Origin of the sequence: Spirosoma sp. KCTC 42546 (assembly GCF_006965485.1) — a bacterium.
Classification (GTDB): Bacteria; Bacteroidota; Bacteroidia; order Cytophagales; family Spirosomataceae; genus Spirosoma.
This window is the reverse complement of sequence record NZ_CP041360.1, coordinates 7,122,118-7,143,055: the sequence shown is the minus strand read 5'-3', so window position 1 is coordinate 7,143,055 and position 20,938 is coordinate 7,122,118. Positions and strand designations below refer to the sequence as shown.

18 protein-coding genes are annotated in these 20,938 nt (G+C 47.0%); 12 read left to right on the top strand and 6 right to left on the bottom strand.

The genetic code is table 11. From position 1 onward, the window contains the following. Nucleotides 1-729: a M15 family metallopeptidase gene (locus EXU85_RS29195; RefSeq protein WP_371731964.1), complete on the top strand. Its 729-nt coding sequence runs from the start codon at nucleotides 1-3 to the stop codon at nucleotides 727-729. A gap of 105 nt (nucleotides 730-834) precedes the next feature. Continuing rightward, on the top strand, nucleotides 835-1,881 hold the full coding sequence (locus tag EXU85_RS29190) for a M28 family peptidase (protein WP_168207886.1): 1,047 nt from the start codon (nucleotides 835-837) through the stop codon (nucleotides 1,879-1,881). A 147-nt stretch (nucleotides 1,882-2,028) separates the two neighbouring features. Here EXU85_RS29190 and EXU85_RS35540 read toward each other — a convergent pair whose 3' ends face one another. Together EXU85_RS35540 and panC are read right to left on the bottom strand one after the other, a co-directional pair. Continuing rightward, nucleotides 2,029-2,196 (bottom strand): hypothetical protein, encoded by a 168-nt coding sequence (locus EXU85_RS35540; RefSeq protein ID WP_168207885.1) that lies wholly within the window; start codon nucleotides 2,194-2,196, stop codon nucleotides 2,029-2,031. Between the two features lie 41 nt (nucleotides 2,197-2,237). Beyond that, nucleotides 2,238-3,077: a pantoate--beta-alanine ligase gene (gene panC, locus EXU85_RS29185; protein ID WP_142775460.1), complete on the bottom strand. Its 840-nt coding sequence runs from the start codon at nucleotides 3,075-3,077 to the stop codon at nucleotides 2,238-2,240. Between the two features lie 140 nt (nucleotides 3,078-3,217). Between panC and EXU85_RS29180 the strand changes: the two genes are divergently transcribed. The 3 genes from EXU85_RS29180 (at nucleotide 3,218) to glmS (ending at nucleotide 6,439) form a co-directional block, all read left to right on the top strand. Continuing rightward, nucleotides 3,218-4,024: a glycogen/starch synthase gene (locus EXU85_RS29180; protein WP_111344377.1), complete on the top strand. Its 807-nt coding sequence runs from the start codon at nucleotides 3,218-3,220 to the stop codon at nucleotides 4,022-4,024. A 21-nt stretch (nucleotides 4,025-4,045) separates the two neighbouring features. Continuing rightward, nucleotides 4,046-4,429: a RidA family protein gene (locus tag EXU85_RS29175; protein ID WP_142775459.1), complete on the top strand. Its 384-nt coding sequence runs from the start codon at nucleotides 4,046-4,048 to the stop codon at nucleotides 4,427-4,429. A 156-nt stretch (nucleotides 4,430-4,585) separates the two neighbouring features. Beyond that, the gene (gene glmS, locus EXU85_RS29170; RefSeq protein ID WP_142775458.1) at nucleotides 4,586-6,439 is read left to right on the top strand and encodes a glutamine--fructose-6-phosphate transaminase (isomerizing); all 1,854 of its coding nucleotides are present in this window, start codon (nucleotides 4,586-4,588) and stop codon (nucleotides 6,437-6,439) included. Nucleotides 6,440-6,528: 89 nt separating this feature from the next. Here the strand turns inward: glmS and EXU85_RS29165 are convergent, their stop codons facing one another. The 4 genes from EXU85_RS29165 to EXU85_RS29150 all read right to left on the bottom strand — a co-directional run bounded on the left by EXU85_RS29165 (nucleotide 6,529) and on the right by EXU85_RS29150 (nucleotide 11,982). Further along, nucleotides 6,529-6,978 (bottom strand): hypothetical protein, encoded by a 450-nt coding sequence (locus tag EXU85_RS29165; RefSeq protein ID WP_142775457.1) that lies wholly within the window; start codon nucleotides 6,976-6,978, stop codon nucleotides 6,529-6,531. A gap of 64 nt (nucleotides 6,979-7,042) precedes the next feature. After that, complete coding sequence (locus tag EXU85_RS29160; protein ID WP_142775456.1) at nucleotides 7,043-9,259, bottom strand: penicillin acylase family protein; 2,217 nt, start codon at nucleotides 9,257-9,259, stop codon at nucleotides 7,043-7,045. A gap of 76 nt (nucleotides 9,260-9,335) precedes the next feature. Further along, a complete protein-coding gene (locus EXU85_RS29155; RefSeq protein ID WP_142775455.1) occupies nucleotides 9,336-10,925 on the bottom strand; it encodes an amidase in 1,590 nt (529 codons plus the stop codon). A 208-nt stretch (nucleotides 10,926-11,133) separates the two neighbouring features. Continuing rightward, complete coding sequence (locus EXU85_RS29150) at nucleotides 11,134-11,982, bottom strand: SDR family oxidoreductase (protein WP_142775454.1); 849 nt, start codon at nucleotides 11,980-11,982, stop codon at nucleotides 11,134-11,136. Between the two features lie 101 nt (nucleotides 11,983-12,083). On the opposite strand from EXU85_RS29150, the gene EXU85_RS29145 reads away from it, so the two are divergent. The 7 genes from EXU85_RS29145 (at nucleotide 12,084) to EXU85_RS29115 (ending at nucleotide 20,900) form a co-directional block, all read left to right on the top strand. Then, nucleotides 12,084-12,533 carry a helix-turn-helix domain-containing protein gene (locus EXU85_RS29145; protein ID WP_142775453.1) on the top strand — a complete coding sequence of 150 codons (450 nt, stop codon included), beginning with the start codon at nucleotides 12,084-12,086 and terminating at the stop codon, nucleotides 12,531-12,533. Between the two features lie 257 nt (nucleotides 12,534-12,790). After that, nucleotides 12,791-13,477: a hypothetical protein gene (locus tag EXU85_RS29140; RefSeq protein WP_142775452.1), complete on the top strand. Its 687-nt coding sequence runs from the start codon at nucleotides 12,791-12,793 to the stop codon at nucleotides 13,475-13,477. Nucleotides 13,478-13,579: 102 nt separating this feature from the next. Further along, a complete protein-coding gene (locus EXU85_RS29135) occupies nucleotides 13,580-14,173 on the top strand; it encodes a YbhB/YbcL family Raf kinase inhibitor-like protein (protein WP_142775451.1) in 594 nt (197 codons plus the stop codon). Between the two features lie 336 nt (nucleotides 14,174-14,509). Next, nucleotides 14,510-17,077 (top strand): TonB-dependent receptor, encoded by a 2,568-nt coding sequence (locus EXU85_RS29130; RefSeq protein WP_142775450.1) that lies wholly within the window; start codon nucleotides 14,510-14,512, stop codon nucleotides 17,075-17,077. A 246-nt stretch (nucleotides 17,078-17,323) separates the two neighbouring features. Further along, nucleotides 17,324-20,185 (top strand): TonB-dependent receptor, encoded by a 2,862-nt coding sequence (locus EXU85_RS29125; protein WP_142775449.1) that lies wholly within the window; start codon nucleotides 17,324-17,326, stop codon nucleotides 20,183-20,185. Between the two features lie 140 nt (nucleotides 20,186-20,325). Continuing rightward, nucleotides 20,326-20,583, top strand: a complete 258-nt coding sequence (locus EXU85_RS29120; protein WP_142775448.1) for an AbrB/MazE/SpoVT family DNA-binding domain-containing protein — start codon at nucleotides 20,326-20,328, stop codon at nucleotides 20,581-20,583. Next, nucleotides 20,571-20,900, top strand: coding sequence for a type II toxin-antitoxin system PemK/MazF family toxin (locus EXU85_RS29115; protein ID WP_142775447.1), 330 nt, complete (start codon nucleotides 20,571-20,573; stop codon nucleotides 20,898-20,900). Before EXU85_RS29120 ends, EXU85_RS29115 begins: the two co-directional genes overlap by 13 nt. Nucleotides 20,901-20,938: the final 38 nt, after the last annotated feature.

Sequence of the window (20,938 nt, the reverse complement as noted above, 5' to 3'; positions counted from 1 at the left end):
ATGTCACAGAGATCCACAAAGATGCGCAACGATGCACACAGATTCTCCGTCTATCTCTGTGTCTTCTGTGTGTATCTCTGTGTCGCAACGCTGAGTGCCCAGCCCAAAGTCGAGCAGGCTATGGTTAAACAGGGCTTAGTCGACATACAAAACATTGACTCCACAATTCTTGTGGAACTGAAGTATTCAACAACCGATAATTTCGTCGGGAAAGACGTGTATGGGGATCTCACACGGGCTTATATGCAACCCATGGCGGCTCACAAACTAGCGGAAGCCAGTAAATACCTGCAAGCTCATTACCCTAACCTACGGTTACTGGTATACGATGCCGCCCGGCCTCGTTCGGCGCAATGGAATCTCTGGAATGCACTACCTAACCTCTCAGAGCGGGAACGCCGGAAGTATGTAGCTGATCCACGTCAGGGCTCTATTCACAACTACGGCTGTGCTGTTGACTTAACGGTTGCCACCAAAGAGGGAAGGTCCGGCGTACCGGAGCCATTAGATATGGGTACGAAGTACGATTTCTTTGGCGAGTTGGCTTATCCATCACGAGAGAATGAAATGCTGAAAGCTGGCAAGCTCACTCAAAAGCAGATCGATAATCGCAAGATTCTGCGCACAGCCATGCGCCAAGGGGGTTTTAGTCCCATCGAATACGAGTGGTGGCATTTTAACGCCCTCTCGCGGGCAAAGGCTAAAATGGCCTTTCGAATTGTGGATTAACAAGTATACAGGTAAACTATTTTCCGCAGTTTGCTTACATTGGCTGCCACGTTTAAACTAGCCAATTACAGTATGTGCATCCCGATGTTGAGCAAGTTATTGCCTATGCTTATTATCGTTATAACTACGCTTTCTCAGGCGTATGCCCAACCAGATATTTCTCAAGTTTCAGTGTCGTCCTCGTTATTAAGAAAACATGTTTTCTTCCTGGCTTCCGACAGTTTAAGTGGACGTGAAACAGGTACCAAGGGACAATTACAAGCGGCTTTTTATTGTACACGGGAATTCAGGGAAAGTCATTTGATCGCGCCATTTCGGCTTGATTCAATTCGAGGCTCTTTTCGACAAACGTTCCATTTTACTATCAGTGAGGTTGCTTTGTTTGGTGGCATGCGTACCTATGGAACGAATTCAACCACCTACAAGCGACATGAACTTGTTCCAATACCGCTCACGGCTACAGATAGCAGTAAGGTTTTATTGGGCGACAATGTAAGTGGACTGATCATAGGAACCGATTTAAAAAAAGAAGTGGTCGTTGTGTCTGCTCATTATGATCATTTAGGGCGAGTTGGAGGACGGACGTTTCATGGTGCCGACGACAATGCATCCGGTACGGCAACAGTGCTGAGTATGGCTGCTCTAGTTGATAGTTTAGCGCAACAAGGAATTAGGCCCCGCAGAAGTATCTTGTTCGTCCTGTTTTCGGGTGAGGAAGGAGGCTTATTAGGCTCTAACTATTTCGTTTATAACAGCCCACTTCCTCTAAATCAGTTTGTGTGCGATCTTAATGTGGATATGGTAGGCCGTATAGATGATGAGCATCGGAAGAAACCCAATTACTGTTACCTGATTACGGATGCACAGGGCAAAGAACTACAAAAAGCCGCTGAGGTTGCGAATCAGCAATCGGTAAATCTAGTCTTAAATCGGGGCGGGTACGATGTTGAAAATGATCCCAAACAATACTTTTACCGCTCAGACCACTACAATTTTGCCAAACAGGGCATCCCAGCTCTGTTCTTTACAAGTGGAGAACATGCTGATTACCAGAAGCCTTCCGACACAGCCGATAAAATAGCCTATGAGATTCTACAGAAACGGGCGACGTTAATTTTTCAAACGGCCTGGCGCGTAGCAAACCAGGAATAGTAACCCTGTCAAAACGCCTATTTAGTGGTGTTGTACCGTTGACCCAATAGATCAAATTCATCCATGATGAGATGGCGTTGTGGATGCTTCCAGCGAAAGATAAGCGATACTTAGTAAGTAATGTTATTGACGTCGGGGAAGTTTGCATCAATTTTCATTATTGCGTTGTTTCAATCGGGTGATAGCTCTTTGAACCTCCGGGTCGGTTGCAAAGGCTTCCCGCATTTGTCGCTTTGTTTCGCGCTTTTCAGCGGCCAGCCGACGCAGTAGCGCAATGGTTTCGTTAGGTGCTTCCTGAGTGGTCGTTGGTTTCATAGTTTTTGTTGGTTTCTACTGTAAAAATAGTCGTTTACCCCCTAAAACACCAGATTGTCAATCAGTCTGACGTTGCCTAAGTGGGCTGCTAAACAAATGGCTGTTTGCCCCGGTGCCAGTACTTCACTGGCTTGCTGGAGCGTATCAGCATTCACTACTTCGACGTACTCTAACCGAAAATGAGGATTGGCCGCAAATAAACTTGTTACAGCTACTTTCGCCTGCACAGTGCCCTGACCTTCCATTAGCAAGTCATGGGCCAGCGTTAGTGCCTTAAACAGAGTTGGCGCCTGTTCCCGCTCGGTGCTTGTCAGGTTGCGGTTGCGTGACGACATGGCTAGCCCATCGGCTTCACGGACGGTTGGGCAGCGGATGAGTTCAACGGGGAAATTCAGGTCGCGGATAAGCCGCCGGATGACGGCCACTTGCTGTAAGTCTTTCTGACCAAAATAAGCACGTGTCGGCTGAACAATGTTGAACAGTTTAGAAACCACAATCCCCACCCCGTTAAAATGTCCGGGTCGAAAAGCACCTTCTAGTACGGTTTCCAACCCCCCGAAATTCAGTCGAATGGCCGGTGGTTCAGAATACATTTCGGCAACGGAAGGGGCAAAAACTAAATCGCAGCCAGCTGCTTCGAGTTGCTGGCTATCTTCTTCGAGGGTACGCGGATAACGGGCCAGGTCGTCGGGATTATTGAACTGAACGGGATTGACAAAGATGCTGCTGATAACGATGTCGTTTTCCTGGCGGGCAGTTTCAATTAGTTTTATATGTCCTTCATGAAGTGCGCCCATAGTGGGAACAAAACCAATCGTTTTTTCGGGCCTTAGGGTGGCTAGATACGGACGAAGACTAACAATTGTCTCAAAACGAGTCATAATGGGTAATTGTACGATTTTCGGCTGCAATGATACGGGAACCGCATCTTTTTTGGATAAAATATATTGAAATACGGGAAAAATTTGTATAATTTTGCAAGTTTTTTGGTTCTCTCAAGACAACACACGCTTCCCTACTTATGAGCAAATTACGCATCCTTTACGTCGCCAGCGAAATCAATCCTTTCTTGAAAACGTCTGATGTCGCTGACTTCGTCCGCAAACTGCCGCAGGCCATGCAGGAGCGTGGGATGGAAATCAGAATTTTGGTGCCGCGCTTTGGGCTGATTAATGAGCGCAAAAATCGGTTGCACGAAGTAGTACGGTTGTCGGGTATTAATATCGCCGTAGGTGATGATGAAAAGCCGCTGATTATAAAAGTGGCGTCAATACCGACTGCGAAATTGCAGGTGTATTTTATTGATAATGAAGACTATTTCCAACGGAAATATGTATTCCACGATAAAGAGAATCGCTTCTACGACGACAATGACGAACGGGCTATTTTCTTCTGCAAAGGTGTACTGGAAACAGTTAAGAAACTCGGATGGGCCCCCGATATCGTTCACTGTAACGATTGGATGACGGCGCTTATTCCGCTCTATCTGAAAACGACCTACAAAAACGACCCCATGTTTAAGGACACCAAGTCGGTTTTTACGGTGTATAACAATTCATTTGAACACCGTTTTCAGGGAGATATCATTGAGAAAGCTCGTATGATGGACATTGATGATGAGATGTTATCTGAATTAAAGACGGCTGATTTTCAGGGCTTTATTCGTATTGGTTCTGCCTATGCTGACGCCGTAGTGCGGGCCGAAGAAGAATCGAGCGAAAGCCTGAATGCCATCCTGAACGATTTACCCGAACACAAATTCGAGACAGTTGAAGATGAAGACGTAACCGATCGGTATTACAATCTTTATACGCAGCTGGCTGGGTAAACTTTACTTGCTTGGGTTCTTATGGAAGAACAAATAAGTTTTAATACGACGAACGCACCGCGTATGAACCCGGTGTTTCCGCAGGCCGTCATTGCCGGTAACTTTATTTTTCTTTCAGGTACACCGGGGCTAAGTCTTGAGTCTGGTCAGGTTGTTAGCGATAGGTTTGAAGACCAAACCAGACAGGCTTTTTTGAACATCAAGCAAATCCTGGAAGATGCTGGAAGCAGTCTGAGTAAGGTTGTAAAAACAACTGTCTTTATGGTAACGGGTAATGATTTCGGTATTCTCAATAAAGTGTACGCTGAATTTTTTCCAACTAATGCTCCTGCACGCAGTACTCCTCAAGTCATGCCTTTTCCGGCAGGAATTCTGGTTTCAATTGAGTGTATTGCGCTTTTATAACTATTAAGGCACCAGATTTTTAAGAAAGATTTACATCAACTTCGCTCGCAAAAAGCCGGAATGCCCGGCTTTTTGCATTTATTTTACTCCCGAAATAAGTTTATCTTTCTTCATCCCACCCAACGGATAACTGATAACTATAACCGGTACTAGATTATGTGTGGTATTGTAGCCTATGTAGGGCACCGAGAAGCGTGTCCATTAGTGATAAAAGGGTTAAAGCGTCTGGAATACCGAGGCTACGATAGCGCGGGTGTAGCGCTGATGAATAGCCAGGGGCTGAAGGTTTATAAGAAGAAAGGCAAAGTAGTTGCGCTGGAACACGAACTGGAGGGCAAAGACACCCACTCGACCATAGGTATGGGTCATACCCGTTGGGCTACTCACGGCGAGCCTAACGATGTGAATGCACACCCGCACTACTCGTTCCATAAAAAACTAGCCATTATTCATAATGGCATTATTGAGAACTACGCAGCCATTAAGCAGGCGTTACTCAAAAAGGGCCATACGTTCTCTAGTGAAACAGATACGGAAGTATTAGGTCAATTTATCGAAGACATTTGGGAGAATAATGCCGGGGCGTCGCACGCCGGTACGCTCGAAGAAGCGGTACGACTGGCCTTGCAGGAGGTTGTAGGGGCCTACGCAATTGTGATCATGAATGAAGCTGATCCCACTCAACTGATTGCCGCTCGGAAAGGATCTCCGCTGGTGATTGGTGTTGGCGAAAATGAATTCTTTCTGGCATCCGATGCGACACCGATTGTAGAGTATACCAAAGACGTGATTTATCTCAATGATTATGAAGTTGCAGTGATCAAAGATGGCGTCTTAAAAGTGGTTACGCTCGATAATGCCACCACAACGCCCTACGTCCACAAGGTTGAACTCGAATTGGAAGCGATTGAAAAAGGTGGCTTCGACCATTTTATGCTCAAGGAAATTTTTGAGCAGCCTCGCTCCATTGCCGACTCCATGCGGGGCCGCGTCAGGGCCGATGAAGGAACACTGCAACTCGGGGGCTTGCGCGATTACCTCGACAAACTGGCGAAGTCGAAACGGATCGTGATTATTGGATGCGGAACCTCCTGGCACGCGGGTTTAGTAGCCGAATACATTTTTGAAGAACTGGCCCGGATTCCGGTCGAAGTGGAATATGCATCGGAGTTTCGGTATCGGAATCCGATTATCAAAGAAGGAGATATTGTAATTGCCATTTCGCAATCGGGTGAAACGGCCGATACCCTGGCAGCTATTGAGTTGGCCAAATCGAAAGGAGCAACTATTTTCGGGGTTTGTAACGTGGTAGGTTCGTCCATTGCCCGGGCAACGCATGCCGGGGCCTTTACGCATGCCGGTCCGGAAATTGGCGTAGCCAGTACGAAAGCATTCACCGCACAGGTAACGGTGCTAACCTTGATGGCCCTTGCGGCTGCCAAACGGAAAGGCACAATTTCAGATTCTCTGTTCCGGCAATTGCTTGCTGAATTGGAAAGTATCCCGGCGAAAGTGGAAAAGGTATTACAGGCGGCCGATAAGATTAAGGAGATCGCGTACATCTTTACCTACGCCCGTAATTTCATCTACCTCGGCCGGGGTTTAAACTTCCCTGTAGCGCTCGAAGGAGCCCTCAAGCTGAAAGAAATTAGCTATATCCATGCAGAGGGTTATCCAGCCGCCGAAATGAAGCACGGGCCAATTGCGCTCATCGACGAAGACATGCCGGTAGTCGTGATTGCCACCAAAGATAGTTCGTACGAGAAAGTTGTCTCGAACATTCAGGAAGTGAAAGCCCGCAAAGGCCGCGTTATTGCCATCACAACAGAAGGCGATACGAGCCTGCCTGGTATGGTCGATTTTACAATTGAAATTCCGAAAGTTCATGAGATGCTGATGCCGCTGGTATCGGTTGTACCGCTTCAACTACTGGCCTACGATATTGCTGTCATGCGTGGGCGTAACGTTGACCAGCCGAGAAATCTGGCGAAGTCGGTAACGGTGGAATAGGAGAGTAGTTATTCGATAAAAAGCGCGATAGGGTGGCCTTATCGCGCTTTTTGCGTTGTTGTCATGTCGGTTGAAATTTGCCAGACTAGCTATTCCTTCACCCGTTTGTATTTTTCGATAATCACCCGATCAATTCCCAGTTTATCGACTTTTTCAACGCCTTTCTGGATCAGCGTATCACCGGAAATTTTCACCACAAACTCGAATTTATTGTTTTCCCAGGCTTTGTCCGTGAAATACTCCAGATTCTCCGTGTAAGCACTATCTGCTAATGTATATTTCCCGCCACCCGCACTAAACCGAGTCGCCGACGAGTCGTTTTTTGAGACAGCATGATTCAGGAATGCGAAATGCGTGGGGTTAATGATTTTTATCATTTTATGGGTCGGATCAAACGTAGAAAAGCTGGTGTCTTTTTCTATCGTCGTCGCTGAAACTAACTCCCAGGTGCCAATGATAGGTGGTGCGGATTCTTTTTTAGCGCAGCTGGACAAAGCAGAGATGGCTGCTATGAAAAGTAGGGTAGTTTTTAAGTTCATTGTTAGGGTTTAAGGTTTGGTTTAGGAAGTTATTTGTTATAGAAATTGTCATTAATTTACTATCTCACTTCTCCCCCGGATGGTACGTCTTCTCAACGTGCTTTTGAATGTCTTCAGGGTAGAATAACACGTCTTTAAACTTGCCGTCGCAGTAGAGCGGGGCCTGGTCGGTGAAGTGCTGGGCACCGGGTTGGCTGCTTTGGCCACCGGTCACGACCGAGCGGGCTTTTACACGCTTACCGAACTCCACAACGGCTACAAAACTGTTCCCAACACTACCATAGCGTTTTTTGGTGCCGGGATACGTTCGTGCCGCAAAAGCCGCCAGCGACCCCCAGGCCGAAGAGGTAAAGCCAACGGGAAGGCTTGGTTTTAAGTCGTCATAGCTTTCCTGAATCTTGCCGGTTAAGCGTTGATAGCGGTTAATGTCGCCCCAGGGTGTTTTCCAGGTGCCAAAGTCGCGGGTAAGGTCAGTCAGGACTTCGGCCAGGGCTTTTACCTTCTCCTGGGGCGAGGTATTGCTGATGGTGTAGGCGGTAAGCGACAGGTTGTCGAATCGCTGATCGCCAGCCGCACGGCTCCGGGCTAGCTTCTGTATTTTCTCACCCCAGAAAATAGCCAGTGTCTGCCCAATCGATGTTTTACCATACGATTTATCCCAGGCTTTCAATACATCAATGGCTTCGGCAAGATCGGTTGATTGGTTTGCTGCCTCGGTCGAAACGGTTTGATAAGCGGCCAATAACGGAGGTAAAAGTTCATCGAACGCGGTCAAATGTGGGTCATCGGCAGCAGCGATCAGAGTATCGAGCGTGAAGATGGACTTTTGACTTAAGACCCGAGCGGCATTGATACCCCGGTAGTTTTGCGCGTCGGGTGCCATGTAGGCTGGGTACTTACTCTTGTCGGGGCTACTGCTGCCCGAGACCGTAAACGGCGTGGAATTACAGTTCTGAATCCAGCCACTGGCGGGGTTACGCACCTGCACAATCTCATCGACTGCGTGCAGGCCCTTCCAATCCGTTTCGGGGTTGCTGCCATCTACGGGTTGTTCCCAATCAAATTTAGGGTCGCGTTTGGGCATAAAGTTGCCGTGCCAATAGGCAATTGTCCCGTTCTTATCGGCAAAGATGGTGTTGTTAGATGCGTTACCGTTCAACTTCATTACCTCTTTGAAACTGTCGTAGCCAGTAGCCTTAGTCCGCAGATACGATTGCGAGAGCGCATTCAGGGGCGTATTCATCATATCGATGGCGATCCATTTGCCATCTTTCTCTCCCGCAATAGGGCCGTGCTGGGTGAAATACATCGTGAAGTCTTTATGCTGCATCCCACTGGCCGTTTTGTATGGAATTCGTACAGTCTGGGTACGAACCGGCTTGAGGTCTTTTCCATGCTTGTAATACAGGGCGTTTCCTTTCTTCTCGATGGTTTCCAGATACTCATCCATCGAATCGGCATAGCTGGTGGTATGCATCCAGCCACAGTTTTCGTTGAACCCCTGATAGATGAAAAACTGCCCCCAGGTCACGGCCCCGTAGGTATTCAAACCTGCCTGGCTAATCATGTGTACCTCCGACCGAAAGTAAAACGAGGTATGTGGGTTAATGAGCAGTAGCGCATTTTTGGTAGCACTTTTGGACGGAGCAATCGCAAAACCATTGGAGCCAATAGACTCCCGTTCGTAATGATCTCCGTGGTCGATATAAGAGGTTGATTTACGCTGCTCGTAGAATGCTTTCAGCCGTTCGGTGGATACTACGCTGATATTTCCGCCAATGCTACCTTCGCTGAACATGAGCGGCATCCAGGGCTGGAAACGCTTCAGGAGCCGGGGCTTCACGTCGGGGTGCGTATAGAGGTAATAGTTTGTGCCATCGGCAAAAGCGTCGAGCAGGCTTTTCATCCAAATAGGGCTCTTTTTATAAATGGCAATGGCCTGGGTCGTATCCAGAAACAACCGCGCCCGTAGGTCATGGTAGATCGCCGATTCGCCTTCTACTTCGGCTAGTCGGCCGGTAGAGGTAATATAATTTTCTTCAACCCGGCCGAAGTCGTCTTCGCATTGCGTAAACAGCAAGCCAAACACCACGTCTGCATCTGTTTTTCCATAGATATGCGGAACGCCCCAGGTATCACGCGTGATAGTCACCTGTTTGGCTTTCTGTTGCCAACGGGCTATTTCGGCTTTGGTAAAGATTTGAGCTTGAAGGACATACCCATCCAGAAAGGTGAGTAAACTTAATAACAGGAAGATTGACGGCAACGAGGATCGGTTCATTGATGATAAGTTTGATGTAATGAGGGAATGTAGTTTATCTGGGCCAAGCCTGAGTGTGGCCCGGACAAACCATAATTTACTGACCAAGAGCCGCAAATTGTTTTGGCGCTGCACGATGATGCGTTGCCTGTTCATAACCGTAGATGAGACGAATTAAGGTTGGCTCGGCGAACATACGCCCCAAAAACTGAATACCAGCCGGTAAATTACCCGTGGTGAAACCCATCGGAATTGTAAAGGCGGGCTGTCCTGTTGCCGGAGCAATCAACTGACTGTTATCGCCTTTGTATCCCTTCGCATCGCCCACCTGGGCGGGTGGGTAATTCCAGCTTGGGTAAATGAGCGCATCAACATGCAGCCGATCCATTTCGGCTTCAACAGCTTTGCGATAAGCAATACGAAGGGGGTCGGTGAAGGCGTCACCACAGGGAATCTCGGGATGATTGGCGCGGCCCGAATGGGTTTGCTGCGTAATAAGTCGGTTACGAACAATGTCGGAATAACCACCCACACGGATAATATCTTCCAGCGTTTTCAGGGTATCCCGTTTTACAAAGGTCTGGAGATAATTTTCTATATCGACTCTAAAGTCGGCACACCACTGATTGGCCCGTAACGAGTCGAAATTTGGGATGGTCACATCAACAACCTGCGCGCCCGACCGCGTCATATCGGCGATTGCCTGATCGAAAAGCTGTTTGATTTCTGGATGAATGTTGGTAGCGGTCAATTGGCGTATTACGCCAATGCGAGCGCCCTTCAACCCATCTTTCCGTAAAAACTGGGTATAGTTTTTGGGTACTTTCCCCTGGCTGTTTTTCGTGATCGGATCATGTGGATCGTAACCTGCTGTGGCTTCCAGCACCCGTACGGCATCTTCGACCGTGCGGCACATGGGCCCACCCACATCGTTTCGGGTATAAAGCGGAATAATACCGTACCGACTCACCAGCCCCAATGATGTTCGGAAACCCACGAGTGCATTGTGCGACGATGGCCCCCGGATTGAATTTCCCGTATCAGATCCCAAGCCTATAGCCCCCAGATTAGCCGCTACGGCTGCCGCCGTTCCGCCACTCGAACCGGCGGGCACATAGGCTAAATTGTAGGGATTCAGGGTTTCGCCTGCCATTGAGCTTTGCGAGTGCATGGGTGTAAACGCCCACTCGGCCATATTTGATTTGGCCAGTATGATAGCGCCAGCCTCACGCAATTTCTGAACCTGCCAGGCATCTTCGGTAGGTACAAACCCTTTCAGCGCAATTGAGCCACCCGTTGTCTGCAACCCCTTTGTGTTGAAATTATCTTTCACAATAACCGGAATGAAATGCAGTGGGCGGAGTTTGCCCGTTTTCTTAAACTCAGCATCCAGCGCACGCGCCGTAGCAATGGCTTCCGGATTGACGAGAATTATTGAATTGAGTTTGGTCGGCTGATCGTAGGCTTGAATGCGTGCCAGGTAAGCCTTGACCAGCTGTTCGCTCGTCAGCGAGCCATTTCGGAACGCCCGATGAATGTCGCTGATTGTCGTTTCAAGTAAATCGAATCTACTAGAAGAGGCTGCTGTCTTTGGCTGTGCATAAGCCGCAGCCAGCCAGAATGGACTTAGAAGTACTAAACAGAAATTAATGCGTAGTTGATGAAGTAGACGAATAGGTCGCGGCATACGGTATAGTGGCGAACGGTATAATCGTATGGCAAAAATAGTCTTTCTTGATAGGAATTAGCGTATGGATTGGCGGACGAGCCTTATTTATATTGATAGTAGGGTAAATGACGAAATAACTAGAGCGTGTATTTGGCGTGGTGTCGGTTAGTAGTAACCGACACCACTGGAACTTGATCTAGCTGAATGTTATCGTAACACGTATGCTTTACGATAAGCTCTTCAAATACGTATCCAGGCTAACGGGTTCTCTGCCCAGTAAGTCTTTCAGCGTTGACGAAGGCACGTTGAATTCATTCTGTTTGATGCCTTCAGCCATGCCTGCATAAATCTTGGCTACTACGGGCGGTAAGTGCTTCACTAACTCCGCTTCGTAAGCGCTGCCCGGTATGTCAATGTAATCTACTGTCTTGTCGGCACTACTCAAGCTAGCTGCAATATCACTGAACGACGAGGCTGTAGGTGTACCAATGTCGTATACTTTATTGGCGTGTCCTTCGCTGGTTAGCGCGTTGGCTAGCCCTTCGGCAATGTCTGTCCGTAGAACAAAACTGACCTTCCCATCACCGGCTGGATAATAGAGTTTGCCCAATTGGGCTGCATCGCCAATAACCATTGGTAATATATCCAGGTAGAGGTTGTTACGGAAAAACGTGTACGTCAACCCGGACTCTAAAATCAGATTTTCGGTGCGAAAGTGGTCGATAGCCGGAGCGAAGAGCGCAGTTGGGGATGGATTCGGCGCACTGGTATAGAAAATATGCTTCACCCCAGCTTCCTTAGCTGCGCTAATGGCATTGCTGTGCTGATTAACCCGCTCGTCGCCCAATACGGCGCTGGAAATCAGAAGTAGCGTATCAACTCCGGCCAGGCTTGTTACGAACGACGCCTTGTCCGTATAGTCGCCCTGCCGAACGTTCACTCCCTTGTCAGCAAACTCGGCAATTTTCTGCGGGTCGCGTACGATAGCAACGATTGATTCTGGACTTGTTTTAGTAAGCAGGAATTCGAGTGTGGCTTTGCCTAGATGGCCAGAGGCTCCGGTTATTGCAATCATGAGTCTATTGTTTTTTTTAGTTCCTTGGTTACTTTTGGTAACTCAAAGGTATTTGGTAATCAGAGTGCCCACAAGAGGGCATTTTTTAATTCGTCAGGCACATGGACATAACTATTGTTGATAATCAGAGAGATCGGTTGGAAGAAAAATTGCAGAAAATTTTAGGAAACGTAGAATCAGAAGGGGGCACATGCCCAATTCGCCATATTCTGGCCCGATTCAGCGATAAATGGTCGACCTTATCTATTTTTCATCTTGGCGATGCAGGCACGTTGCGATTCAATGAATTGAAAAAACGGATCGATGGTGTTTCACAGCGGATGCTCACTGTAACGCTTCGTACACTGGAGCGCGATGGCCTGGTGACGCGCCGGATTTACGCTGAAATTCCCCCTCGGGTTGAGTATCAATTGACGGATTTAGGCCGAAGTCTGTTAGTACAGATTATTGAACTAGGCGATTGGGCCAGTAACCACAGTAAGCAGATTGTGGAAGCTCGAAAACGGTTTGACGCCCGCGAGCACGGGGCCGTTGATTCGACTCTGGTTTAGATAAGTTTTTGACAGGATTTACAGGATAAGATAGGATTATGGATTAGATAAAATCCTGTCAAAAAGGGAATATGAACGGATTTTTCAAGAATGTGTATCCCGAATTAAAGCTAGCGGTGGGGTTCTAATTATGTTTGTGTTACGTCTTTGTAATCAGCGGGTTATTGTGTATATTTACCTCCCCGATTTTATAACAGACAACCATACTAATGGGCCGGATTTTGGAATAAAAATCAGTATCTGGCTACTCAATCCGAATGAAAAAAGGACGCTCGAATCCAAACCAACTCCAGATCGACTTTCTGGCCGCTTTTCGCCAAATACTCATCAGTCTCGGCAATCCCGATAACCTGCCCGTTAACGAGAGCCTGTTCATGCGTATGACCGATCAATGGGAAAATACGCGTGCCATGCCTGCCAATCTATTGTTTCATAAAAGCCCCGTTGAAGCGGTCGTTTTTCGGTTGCAGAAGACCGATGATCGACTACGTTTTCCCGATGAATTCATCGCCGGTGAAATTCGGGGTGAGCAGGGCCTGACAGGTTTTTCGGCCAAGTTCCGTGAGCAGGGGTGGGTTATTCTGCCGGCTGAGTTATCGGCTATGTATAAAAACCTCTTCTTAAATATTCTGGCAGCCTCTGTAGGCCTTGAGCACATGTTTCCAGTTCGGAAGGAGTTGCTGGCTGAAGCCGAACGTGTGGCGCTGGCAGCCATGCTCCCTGAGGCCGAAGTGCGCAAGTTTTTCGGCCTGCGCTTAACCCGCTTTCCGGATAGTTTCCGGAGTGAAGTGGCCAACTATTTCAATTTACCGTTCGATTATGTACTGAAACGTGCGAATCATTTAGGCATGGTATCGGAGCAGGTAATTGAAGAAGCATTGACCAGTGCGGGGCCATTGCGCTCAACTATTTTACGTCGTCCGCAGAGTAGTCGGGCAGCCTGATCAACTACTTACACAAAGGTTATTTATGGCGTGAATTGTTTATTGTAAACTTTTTTGGTAGCAGTCGGTTAGATGCGAGAGTGCATTTAACCGACTTTTTTTATGCGTAACTACTGGCGACTCCCTGTGGGCTTGCTGCTACTTGTTGGGGTAGTGGTAATGATCATGCACATTCGGGCAAAAAATAGCCGGGAGAATGAAGAAGAATACCTGTCTACGCTCAAAAAGAACATAACACTTTCGAGTCGATCCTTTCCACCAAACGGCGATATGCCTACAGATTGTAGTTGCCGGGGAAAGGGCGTATCACCCGCACTGACATGGGAAATTGACCAGCCATCTGTTAAATCATACGTGATCCTAACTACCGATTACGATGTGCCGACGCCCACGTTCCCGGTAGTTAACCTATCGCATTGGGTCATCTACAATCTACCGGCCTCCGTGCGTAGTGTACCCGAAGCCGTTAGCGGTGAACAGATGCAAATGCTGGGAGGAAAGGTTGGCAAAAATTCAATGGGTAACCAGGCCTTTATTGCCGCATGTCCGCCAGCGGGTCGACATGCATACGTGTTTCGAATCTACGCGATCGATCAATTGCTTTCGTTTACAGAAGTGCCAGATAAGCATGTACTTCTTGATACCATAAGCGGCCATGTACTGGGGTATGGCGAATTGACAGGTTACTTCGAGTAACAAGTTAGAAAAGCCGAAACTAGTCGAATTGCTGTATTGCCACTTTCATGTAGCTTCCTAATATGCTCATAGTAGGACTTTTTAGTGCGTAGAAACGGGCTTTATTGGCTTATTTTGAGATTCCTTTTTTTTTAATCAAGAAAGTTAATCGACTTAGAGGAATTCATTGCCTTTTATTTGGAAGTGATCGTTAGATGGTGCTGTTTTGTATAACCTATTAATTCAATAGACTATAAGTACTAATAGTCTATCTACAACCGGGAGAATAGGGAGAATTGCATAAACAATCAAAAACCAGGCGTCGCCAATCACAATTACCACCAAACATAATTAGGAATGAAACACAGTTTAAAGGCAGCTTTTTTACTAGGATTGACTCTCCTGCCCTTATTTTTATCCGCTCAGAATGCTCCGATTATAAATTCAACCGTAATTGGACGAGTTGTTGACGCCCGTACCAACGAAAACTTGATCGGTGCCACGGTAGTCATCAAAGGAACAACCAATGGCGGTCCAACCGATCAGAATGGGGAATTTAAATTGCTCACAGGTCAGAAACTTCCCTTCGTTGTTGTCGTATCGTTCGTAGGTTATCTGACCAAAGAAGTTGTAATCAGTGATAATAACGTAGATATTAAACTTGAAGAAAGTTCGAATCAGCTATCGGATGTTGTAATCACCTCCCGACGTCGACAGGAATCAGCGCAGGATGTTCCTATTCCGATCTCCGTTGTAAGCGGTAACCGTGCCGAGGACGCGGGCGCTTTCAACGTGAACCGATTGAAAGAAATAGTACCTACCGTTCAGTTATATGCCTCTAATGCGCGGAATACAACGCTGAATATCCGTGGCTTGGGCTCTACTTATGGGTTAACAAACGATGGTGTTGATCCAGGCGTTGGATTTTATGTAGATGGCGTTTACTACGCTCGTCCGGCGGCTACAGCGCTCGATTTCATAGACATTGAACAAGTAGAAGTGTTAAGAGGGCCTCAGGGAACATTGTACGGTAAAAATACAACCGCCGGAGCTTTTAACATTACAACCCGCGCTGCCGGTTTTACCCCAAGCGGAAGCTTTGAACTGAGTTATGGCAACTACGGATTTATTCAGGCTAAAGGTTCACTCACTGGGCCACTGAGTAAAAAGCTTGCTGCACGGGTGTCATTTACCGGTACGCAACGGAACGGGACCTTTTACAATGTACATACCCAACTCCCAATCAACGACATTAACAACATTGGTGTGCGGGGCCAACTCTTGTACACCCCAAATGATAATGTAAAAATTACCTTAATTGGGGATGTTTCTGAGCAAAAACCGAATGGTTATGGTTGGCCTGTAGCTGGTGTTGTGCCTACCAAACGAGCTGCCTATCGTCAATTCAATGCCATCATTGCCGATTTAAATTACAAGCTTCCTTACTCAAGTGCTTTTGAACGGATCGTTGATCTTGATACGCCCTCAAAAGCAGATAACTACCTGGGTGGGGTATCGCTGAACGCAGATATTAAAATTGGTAACGGTACACTAACGTCAACAACCGCCTGGCGTCATTGGAGATGGACTCCGCTGAATGATCGCGACTATATCGGTTTACCCGTCTTCACGATCTCGTCAGGCAACTCGGTTCATGAACAGTGGTCGCAGGAAATACGGTACTCAGGTAAAATTTCTTCCCGATTGAGTGGGGTTGTTGGCTTATTCGGTCTTTGGCAGGATTTGAAATCGGATCCCGTACAGACAGAAGAAGCCGGTTCAGCCCAATGGCGTTTTGCGCAAAGCTCCACCAGTGCTCTTTGGAAAACCCCAGGTCTGTTCGATAACTTCGGTATCCGCACAACCAATAGAATCCAGAGCACAGGTTTGGCTGCCTTTGGCCAACTTGACTGGGCTGTGAGCGATAAAATCCACGTTTTACCGGGTATTCGGTATAACTACGATAAGAAGGTCGCCAACTATAAACGGGAAACTTACGGCGGTCTGCAAACGACCGATCCCGCTTTACTAGCTTTAAAGAACGCGGTTTATACGAATCAGGCGTTCGATACGGATGTAGCAGAGGGTAATTTCTCGGGGCAGGTTACCCTGCAATATAGAGCTGGGAAGACGATTAATGCCTTTGGAACCTATGCTATCAGCTATAAACCCGTCGGGATTAATATTGGCGGATTACCAACGGCCAATGGGCAGATACTACTTGATCTGGCCAAAGTGAAGCCCGAGGCTGTAAGACACCTCGAATTTGGTCTGAAAACAAAGCCATCACCTAACTCTATCCTGAATCTGATAGTTTATAACACAGAAATCAAAGACTTCCAGACCCAAGTGCAAACACCCGAGCCGGGCGTGAATAGAGGTTATCTGGCCAATGCCGAAAAAGTACGTGTAATGGGTGTTGAGGTAGATGGAAATGTACGGGTAGCTAATCGATTAACCCTGAATGCAGCTGTTGCCTATACAGATGGTAAGTATGTGTCCTTCACGAATGCGCCGGTTCCACTTGAAGAAACGGGTGGCGAACAAGCCTTCAAAGATATTTCGGGAGGTGTGCTGCCCGGCATCTCAAAATGGTCAGGTTCTGTAGGTGGCGAGGTAACTGCTCCTGGCCTGCTCATCGGTCTAAAAGGAAATTACTTTTTCGGTGTAGATGCCTTCTACCGCTCGTCATTTTCATCGAGTCCATCGCCGTCTCAGTATTTAAACATTGATGGCTACTCCTTAATAAACAGCCGACTTGGTTTTAGAGCTTCTACGGGAATTTCTATTTTTATCTGGGCTAGAAACCTGTTTAATACAAACTATTTCGAGCAATTATTGGCGGCTCCAGGAAGTGCAGGCCATTATGCCGGTATTGTAGGCGACCCCAGAACCTACGGGACTACATTACGCTACACGTTCTAACGGAAGGGAATGGCCCATACGCTCTAATCTCATGACTACCTGCCCCTTGTTAGGTAGTCATGAGGTTTGTTATTTAACACTGATCGATTGATCAACGCGTCTGATCTACCAGCACCCAGGCCAGATTATAAGTTTTTCGACTTAGTAGAAGCTGTTTACGTTATTCACAATAACGTAAACAGCTTTTCTATTTTCTACTTTTTTTGTTTACCTTCCGTTTGGAATTGCTTACTACTCTTGCCAACTATGAGACAACTCTTTCTTTTACTGGCTTTTATAGCTTTGTCAATGGGAACGGTTCGGGCTCAAATTAACCTTGCCGGTATCGTTACTGATGACAACGAACATCCTTTAGCGGGGGTAACGATTATTATCCAGGGAACGAACATCGGTACCACAACGCAGGAAAACGGTCAATTTGCAGTACAGGCCAGTGGTGATCTTCCGTTAACGATCAGCGTATCATTTATAGGTTACCAACGGAAAGATGTATTGGTTCGGGGGAATAATTTTCGGAACATCATTGTCAAATTAGCCGAAGAAGTAATCCTGAGCGAAGAGATTGTTATATCGGCCAGCCGTGTGCCAGAAGATATTCAGAAAGCCGCTGTAACCGTAGAGAAGCTCGGCGTCAAGCAGTTTCAACAATCACCGGCTATTACTCCGTTCGATGCCCTGCAGCATGTTAAAGGCGTTGATTTATTAACCCAAAGCCTGACATTTAAATCGATTAATCTTCGGGGTTTCGGATCCAACAATAACAACCGATTTCTGCAACTGACGGATGGAATGGACAACCGTTCCCCAGGTTTGGGATTTGGTTTCGGAAACATAGCTGGTATTTCGGATCTGGATGTTGACAATATTGAACTGATTCCCGGCGCATCATCGGCCCTCTACGGACCAGATGCCTTACAAGGGTTGATGCTTACCTCAAGCAAGAATCCCTTCACGTACCAAGGACTGAGTGTTCAGTTAAAAGTTGGTGCCAATAATTTCGGTAAAGCAGATTTCGGGCCTAAGGGCTACAGCGATGTAGCGGTCCGTTATGCCAAACAGGTGAATGACCATTTCGCCTTTAAAGTGAATTTCCAGCGAACCAGCGGTACCGATTTCATTGCCGACGATTATAGTGATCGTCAGACTCGTTCACGGACTAACTTTTTTGCTACCGACCCGAGCCGGGGTGGAATAGCCACGGGTATTGGCTACTTACCGAATAATAATGCCAATACCAATTTTCAATACGATGGAGTAAATATATACGGGGATGAAATCAGTGGTAATGGCAGCGCCTATACCTTTCCAAAAGACTATGCCAACGTATTGTTACAGAATAAGCTAGTGACCCGAACGGGTTATACGGAGCTAGAATTATTGGGGAATAATGGCAAGGTGTTTAATAACCGGGCCAACGTATCACTCCATTATAAACTGCCTGGAAACATCGAGGCATCCTTGGGTTGGTATTATGGCAATGGCAACTTCATTCGCACGGCCAGCTTTCGGGAGTACTTCCCTGACTACCAACGGCATCAGATTAAGGCAGAGCTGCGTGGTGAAAATTTCTTCCTTCGGGCCTATACCACACAGCAAAAAGCCGAAGCATGGAACATTGGCCAGACGGCGGCTGCCATCAACAATAGCTGGAAATCGCTCGGGCAGTGGGCCGCTGAATTTGGTCAGGTTTATATTGACAACAAATTCATTGTTGGGGATTCTCGTGCTACCGCCGACCGGGGCCGTTATCTGCCCGGTACTGATCGATTCAATGCGGTACGTGATGCATTTGCTACTACCTACAATACAGACTCGGTTCCAGGCTACAGAGGTGTCAGAGGTATGCGCTTCCGTGACAATTCGGCTCTCTGGCACTACGAGGGCATGTATAATTTCTCCAAACTGGTAGAGGTGGCGGAGGTAATTATTGGAGGAAGCGTTCGCCATTATGGCTTAAATACGGGCGGTACGGCTGTCGCACTGAAGGCTGATGGTTCTGAATATACTATCAATGAGTATGGAGCCTATGTGCAGGCATCAAAAGAAGCGCGTATAAGTAGTACCGTCATGGTGAAGCCAACTATAGCCATTCGATACGACAAGAATCAGTATCTCAACGGTGGGTTTACCCCTCGCGCATCAGCCGTTGTTACCATTGGTCAACATAACTTTCGGGGATCGTGGCAGTCGGCGTTTCGTAATCCTTCACCAGGGCAATTGTTTGCGGTTCCGGCTGCTGGCAAAGCGGGCGAAGTGGGTGGTCTAGAGTCGGTAGCAGCGTCGGCTGGCCTAGTCTCAAATCCAGCCTATATAGATAGCGACGTAACTGATTTTACCGCTGGGCGGATCACCGAAGATCAACTCCGAAGTCGTGCCTACAGGCCGACCAACTTTAAGACGGAGAAAATACAGACATGGGAAGTAGGCTACAAAGCCTTGATTAAAAGTAGATTATACGTTGATGCAATGTACTTCCATAGCAAATACACGGATTTTATAACAGCCCAAAGTTTTTATCAACCAACAAATGGCCAGCTTACTGACTTTGCCACAAATTCTTATCGCGTAGTACAGATCAATTTTAACAACACAAATGAGGCATTTGTAAATGGCTGGGGAGTAGGAGCGGAGTATAGTTTAGGTCAGGGTTTTACGCTTACTGGTAATTACGCCCGCCAGGTTGGTACTGTAACACTTCGGGATGCACTGGGAAATGTAGTCAACGATAATGCGGGTGTACCAATCGTTAACCGCAAAATGAGCAATCCTGAAGTTGTGCAAAAAGGACGTAACTTCTTTAACTCTCCCGAAAATCGCTACAACATCGGTCTAAACAACCCGCAACTGACGGATCGGCTTGGCGCTACCATCACCTATCGATGGACGGATAAAACCTGGTTTGAGCAGGGTACTACCGCTGGCGATACCTGGTTACCCTCCTGGACAAGTTTAGATGCGCAGGTATCGTATAAAGTCCCGACTTATAAATCGGTTGTTAAGTTGGGTGGGACGAATATTTTGAATAAATACTATGCCCAGGGTTATGGGCTGGCCCGCATTGGGGGATTGTATTATGTGAGTATTACGTTTGATGAGTTAATGCGGTAGGGTTAAACTGGTTATTGGAAATCAGTAAGTAGTACATCCGTGTCACATCCAGAATTGGCCTAGAGTAACAAACTCAATTCAGATAAACTACTTTCTTTCTATTTGTTGTTATACCTTTGTTATAACATGTAAAGGTAACTATGCAAGTACATATCAGACGTATCGGTAATTCTCAGGGCATTATTCTTCCAAGACCTTTACTTCAACAGGCGGGTATTGAAAATGAGGTTGACTTGGAGGTAATAGATGGTGCTATTGTTCTTCGCCCTGCGAAGTCAGACCCTCGTGCTAATTGGGATCAACTGTTTCAGAATGCGATTGAAGCTGGTCATAAGCCTGAGAAAGACTTGTTTAACGGTGCATCGAATGATTTTGATCAAACCGAATGGCAGTGGTAATTAGTCGCTTCGAAGTTTGGTTGGTGTCTTTAGATCCAACTCGGGGTAGCGAAATTGCCAAAACACGTCCCTGTGTAGTTATTTCGCCGGATTCGGTAAACAAGTATCTAAATACGGTTATTATTGCTCCCCTAACCAGTGCTCATAAGCCCTATCCAACACGAGTCGATTGTCAGTTCGATGGTCGGGTTGGCCAGATAGCACTAGATCAGGAGCGGAGTGTGGATAAATCGCGTTTAGTAAAAAAGCTTGGGCGGTTAGACGAAGCTGCAAACCAACAAATTTGCGCTACGTTAGTAGAAATGTTTACGTATTAGAGATAATTCATACAAACTAAAAATGCCCCAGTCATTTC

What these genes read in the sequence shown, in the direction of transcription:
- EXU85_RS29195 (WP_371731964.1), top strand. Translation starts at nt 1, where the DNA reads ATGTCACAGAGATCCACAAAGATGCGCAACGATGCACACAGATTCTCC.
- EXU85_RS29190 (WP_168207886.1), top strand. Translation starts at nt 835, where the DNA reads ATGCTTATTATCGTTATAACTACGCTTTCTCAGGCGTATGCCCAACCA.
- EXU85_RS35540 (WP_168207885.1), bottom strand. Translation starts at nt 2,196, where the DNA reads ATGAAACCAACGACCACTCAGGAAGCACCTAACGAAACCATTGCGCTA.
- panC (WP_142775460.1), bottom strand. Translation starts at nt 3,077, where the DNA reads ATGACTCGTTTTGAGACAATTGTTAGTCTTCGTCCGTATCTAGCCACC.
- EXU85_RS29180 (WP_111344377.1), top strand. Translation starts at nt 3,218, where the DNA reads ATGAGCAAATTACGCATCCTTTACGTCGCCAGCGAAATCAATCCTTTC.
- EXU85_RS29175 (WP_142775459.1), top strand. Translation starts at nt 4,046, where the DNA reads ATGGAAGAACAAATAAGTTTTAATACGACGAACGCACCGCGTATGAAC.
- glmS (WP_142775458.1), top strand. Translation starts at nt 4,586, where the DNA reads ATGTGTGGTATTGTAGCCTATGTAGGGCACCGAGAAGCGTGTCCATTA.
- EXU85_RS29165 (WP_142775457.1), bottom strand. Translation starts at nt 6,978, where the DNA reads ATGAACTTAAAAACTACCCTACTTTTCATAGCAGCCATCTCTGCTTTG.
- EXU85_RS29160 (WP_142775456.1), bottom strand. Translation starts at nt 9,259, where the DNA reads ATGAACCGATCCTCGTTGCCGTCAATCTTCCTGTTATTAAGTTTACTC.
- EXU85_RS29155 (WP_142775455.1), bottom strand. Translation starts at nt 10,925, where the DNA reads ATGCCGCGACCTATTCGTCTACTTCATCAACTACGCATTAATTTCTGT.
- EXU85_RS29150 (WP_142775454.1), bottom strand. Translation starts at nt 11,982, where the DNA reads ATGATTGCAATAACCGGAGCCTCTGGCCATCTAGGCAAAGCCACACTC.
- EXU85_RS29145 (WP_142775453.1), top strand. Translation starts at nt 12,084, where the DNA reads ATGGACATAACTATTGTTGATAATCAGAGAGATCGGTTGGAAGAAAAA.
- EXU85_RS29140 (WP_142775452.1), top strand. Translation starts at nt 12,791, where the DNA reads ATGAAAAAAGGACGCTCGAATCCAAACCAACTCCAGATCGACTTTCTG.
- EXU85_RS29135 (WP_142775451.1), top strand. Translation starts at nt 13,580, where the DNA reads ATGCGTAACTACTGGCGACTCCCTGTGGGCTTGCTGCTACTTGTTGGG.
- EXU85_RS29130 (WP_142775450.1), top strand. Translation starts at nt 14,510, where the DNA reads ATGAAACACAGTTTAAAGGCAGCTTTTTTACTAGGATTGACTCTCCTG.
- EXU85_RS29125 (WP_142775449.1), top strand. Translation starts at nt 17,324, where the DNA reads ATGAGACAACTCTTTCTTTTACTGGCTTTTATAGCTTTGTCAATGGGA.
- EXU85_RS29120 (WP_142775448.1), top strand. Translation starts at nt 20,326, where the DNA reads ATGCAAGTACATATCAGACGTATCGGTAATTCTCAGGGCATTATTCTT.
- EXU85_RS29115 (WP_142775447.1), top strand. Translation starts at nt 20,571, where the DNA reads ATGGCAGTGGTAATTAGTCGCTTCGAAGTTTGGTTGGTGTCTTTAGAT.